We start from the raw sequence: 3,121 nt of genomic DNA on the forward strand, positions 1-3,121 counted from the left end.
GCTACGCCTGTCCGGCGACGTCACCTACCACCTTCCGGGCCCCGCGCTGCTCAAGCAGGGCCCGCCGGCCAAGGCCCGCAGCAAGGCCAACGACGACGTGGTCGCCGCGCTGACCCAGGTGTTCCAGCAGTTCAACGTGGACGCGCAGGTCACCGGCTTCTCGCGCGGCCCCACCGTGACCCGCTACGTGATCGAGCTGGGGCCGGCGGTCAAGGTCGAGCGGATCACCGCGCTCGCCAAGAACATCGCGTACGCGGTGGCCAGCGCCGACGTACGGATCATCAGCCCGATCCCGGGCAAATCGGCCGTGGGCATCGAGATCCCCAACACCGACCGCGAGATGGTCAGTCTCGGCGACATCCTGGCCTCGGAGACGGCCGCCGACGACGACCATCCCATGTTGGCCGCGCTCGGCAAGGACGTCGAGGGCCGCGACGTGGTCGCCAACCTCGCCAAGATGCCGCACCTGTTGGTCGCGGGCGCGACCGGCGCGGGCAAGTCGAGCTGCATCAACGGCCTGATCACGTCGATCATGATGCGCGCCACACCGGAGGAGGTGCGGATGGTGCTGGTCGACCCCAAGCGGGTCGAGCTGACCACCTACGAGGGCATCCCGCATCTGATCACCCCGATCATCACCAACCCGAAGAAGGCCGCCGAGGCGCTCCAGTGGGTCGTGCGCGAGATGGACATGCGCTACGACGACCTGGCCAACTTCGGCTTCCGGCACGTCGACGACTTCAACGTCGCGGTCCGGGCGGGCAAGCTCAAGATGCCGCCGGGCAGCGAACGTGAGCCCGCGCCCTACCCGTACCTGCTGGTGATCGTGGACGAGCTCGCCGACCTGATGATGGTCGCCCCGCGCGACGTCGAGGACTCGATCGTGCGGATCACCCAACTCGCGCGCGCGGCCGGCATCCACCTCGTGCTCGCGACCCAGCGGCCCAGCGTCGACGTGGTGACCGGCCTGATCAAGGCCAACGTGCCCTCCCGGCTCGCGTTCGCGACGTCCTCGCTCGCCGACAGCCGGGTCATCCTGGACCAGCCGGGCGCGGAGAAGCTGATCGGCAAGGGTGACGCGCTGTTCCTGCCGATGGGGATGAGCAAGCCGGTCCGCATGCAGGGCGCCTACGTCACCGAGGAGGAGATCGAGGCGGTCGCCCGGCACTGCAAGGAGCAACTGCAGCCGGAGTACCGCGAGGAGATCGTCGCCGCGCCCGAACAGAAGAAGAAGATCGACGAGGACATCGGCGACGACCTCGACCTGCTGTGCCAGGCCGCCGAGCTGGTGATCTCGACCCAGTTCGGCTCGACCTCGATGCTCCAGCGCAAGCTGCGGGTGGGCTTCGCCAAGGCCGGCCGGTTGATGGACCTGATGGAGAGTCGGGGCATCGTCGGTGCCAGCGAGGGATCGAAAGCCCGGGACGTATTGATCAAACCGGATGAAATCGATCAAGTACTGGCCACGTTGCGTGGAGAATGATCCGATTTAAGTGATGATTGTGGGCAGTTGTGATGACGGGTAGCAGTCGTGATGAATGAGGCATAAGGGGCGCGTCGTGTCGATCGGTCAGAGCCTCGCCGAAGCCCGGGAGCGGGCCGGTCTCACCGTGGAACGACTCGGTGAGGTCACCCGCATCAGGCAGTCGATCATCGAGGGCATCGAACGAGACGACTACGGACCGTGCGGCGGCGATTTCTACGCCCGCGGCCACATCCGCACCCTGGCCCGGGCCACCGGCCTGGAACCGGACCCGCTCATCGCCGCGTACGACGCGGAGATCGGCGGCACGAGCACTCCGCGCGCGGCCCAGATCTTCGACTCCCCGCGCAAGTCGGTCGAACACCGCGGACCGAACTGGACCATGGCGATGGTGGTCGCCGTCGTGCTCGTGCTGATCTTCGCGTTCGTCCAGCTCGTCGGCGGACGCCCCGACGACGACGAGAAGACGACCGCCTCGAAGATCACCCCGACCACGCCCGCCCCCAACGCCCCGGCGTCGCCACCGCCGCCCGCCCCCGCCGCGCCCGTCGTGGAAACCCCCGGGTTCCCGAACGACGTCACCGTCGCGGTCGCGGCCGTCGGCGGCCGCAGCTGGGTCCAGGCGACCGACTCCGAGGGCAACGAGATGTTCGAGGCGATCCTGGCCAAGGGCGAGACCAAGGTCCTCACCGACCCGGAACGGATCAAGCTCCAGATCGGCAACTCGGGCGCGGTACGCCTGAACGTCAACGGCAAGGACGTCGGCGTCGCGGGCGAGGACGGCACCATCGCCAAGCGCACCTTCGTCCCCGGCGACCCCACCCCGCAGATGCAGACGAGCCCACCGCAGCCGCAGGCCGGCACGTCACAGACCCCGACGGGATCCACGCGACCGCAGGCGTCCCCCTCGCAGACCTCGACCGGTGGCTCCACGCGATCCCAACCGTCCCCACCGCAGACCTCGACCGGCCCCGCGCGCTCACCGGCGACCTCGCCGCAGAGCCCGACCGGCCCGGCACGGCAGTCGACGAGCGCCTCACCCACCGACACAACCGGTCGGTGAGCCGCGACGGGGCAACCACACGCTTCCCTGCGTCCGGTCCACGGCCGGCTCTGACGTAGGCTTTCCGGCATGTCCGCCCGCGATACCACCCGCCCCGCCGCCCCGGCCGAGAGCCCCTCCGCCCTGCGCACCGTCGCCATGGTCACCCTCGGCTGCGCCCGCAACGAGGTGGACTCGGAGGAACTCGCCGGCCGGCTCGAGGCCGACGGCTGGTCCCTCGTCGAGGACGCCGCGGACGCCTCCGTCGTCATGGTCAACACGTGCGGCTTCGTCGCGTCGGCCAAGAAGGACTCGATCGACACCGTCCTGGAGGCCGCCGACCTCAAGATCGACGGTCGCACGCAGGCCGTCGTCGCGGTCGGCTGCCTCGCCGAACGCTACGGCGACCAGCTCGCGGACGCGCTGCCCGAGGCCGACGCCGTGCTCGGCTTCGACGACTACGGCGACATCTCCGGGCGCCTGCGCTCGATCCTCGCGGGCGAGAGCCACGTGTCGCACGTGCCGCGCGACCGCCGCGCGCTACTGCCGATCACCCCCGTCGAGCGGCAGGCCGCCGTGGACGTCGCGGTGCCCGG

General features: G+C 69.8%; 2 protein-coding genes and 1 pseudogene. All 3 read left to right on the forward strand.

Annotated elements, in window-relative coordinates; all coding sequences use genetic code 11:
• Window positions 1-1,483, forward strand: a 1,483-nt coding sequence (locus GT354_RS24765; RefSeq protein ID WP_161358584.1) for a DNA translocase FtsK, incomplete at its 5' end; no start/stop codon positions are given.
• A 76-nt stretch (window positions 1,484-1,559) separates the two neighbouring features.
• Window positions 1,560-2,546, forward strand: coding sequence for a helix-turn-helix domain-containing protein (locus GT354_RS24770; protein ID WP_161358585.1), 987 nt, complete (start codon window positions 1,560-1,562; stop codon window positions 2,544-2,546).
• Window positions 2,547-2,615: 69 nt separating this feature from the next.
• Window positions 2,616-3,121, forward strand: a pseudogene (locus GT354_RS24775) (30S ribosomal protein S12 methylthiotransferase RimO); the annotation flags it as partial.

The organism is Streptomyces sp. SID3343 (assembly GCF_009865215.1).
GTDB lineage: Bacteria > Actinomycetota > Actinomycetes > Streptomycetales > Streptomycetaceae > Embleya.